This is a genomic window from Flavobacterium columnare NBRC 100251 = ATCC 23463, assembly GCF_002530675.1.
GTDB classification, from domain to species: Bacteria; Bacteroidota; Bacteroidia; order Flavobacteriales; family Flavobacteriaceae; genus Flavobacterium; species Flavobacterium columnare.
Window position 1 is genome coordinate 1 of sequence record NZ_PCMX01000015.1, and the last position, 1,028, is coordinate 1,028.

Annotated in this window: 1 protein-coding gene; it reads right to left on the bottom strand. The window is 44.2% G+C overall.

Annotated features, from left to right (window positions below; genetic code table 11):
- Window positions 1–932: GMC family oxidoreductase N-terminal domain-containing protein (locus tag B0A78_RS02440; protein ID WP_211282043.1), on the bottom strand; the 932-nt coding region annotated here is incomplete at its 3' end.
- Between the last annotated feature and the right edge of the window lie 96 nt (window positions 933–1,028).

Consider the following 1,028-nt stretch of genomic DNA (forward strand, 5'->3'; position numbering starts at 1 on the left):
CCATCATGCTTTCCTCGTGCACCAATCCCAAAATGATGATCCATCAAATAATGTCCCAGCGCACCACTGTCATTACCTAATCCATTCGGGAAGCGATTGGCAGTTGAATTCATCAAAATATAGGTTGAACCTAATGCTGACGCATTCAAGAAAATCACCTTTGCATAAAACTCCGTCCACTCATGGGTATTTTCATCAATAACTCTTACACCAGTTGCTTTCCCTTTTTTCTCATCGTATATAATGGAGTTGACAATTGAGTGTGGACGAATAGTAAGATTACCCGTTTTGCGTGCTGCAGGAAAAGTGGCAGACTGAGAACTAAAATAGGCTCCAAACGGACATCCTCGCATACACATATCTCGAAGTTGGCACTTAGCACGCCCCAATGCCAATTGTTCAGGTGTTGGCTGAGTAAGGTTTGCTGTACGTGAGTGAATCACATGACGATTAGGAAATTTTGTTTTGAGCTCTTTCCCGAAATGCTCTTCAACACAAGTCATGGGAATGGGTGGCTGGTAAACACCATCAGGCAAATGAGGAATACCATCACGATTGCCTGCAATACCTGCAAACTTTTCGGCATGGGCATACCAAGGAGCAAGGTCTTTGTAACGAATAGGCCAATCCACTCCTATGCCTTCTTTAGCATTAGCCTCCAAGTCCATATCGCTCAAGCGCAGAGAAACTCTCCCCCAAGTAATAGACTTTCCTCCAACCTGCCAACTTCGAATCCAATCAAAGCGTTTTTCTTCGACATAAGGAAAATCTATGTCTTTGGCAAAGTGATGTTTGGTTGATTCTGTAATCGTAAATCCTGTACGTTGATGAATAGGATAATTCTTCATTTCCTCAAGCGGCACTTGTCCCCCATGTGGAAACTCCCAAGGGTTCATCAATGCTGTATGATAGTCTTTTACGTGTTCAATCATACGACCACGTTCGAGCACCAAAACTTTTAGTCCTCTTTCGGTAAGTTCTTTGGCTGACCATCCGCCACTTACGCCCGAGCCCACGAGACCGAGGCT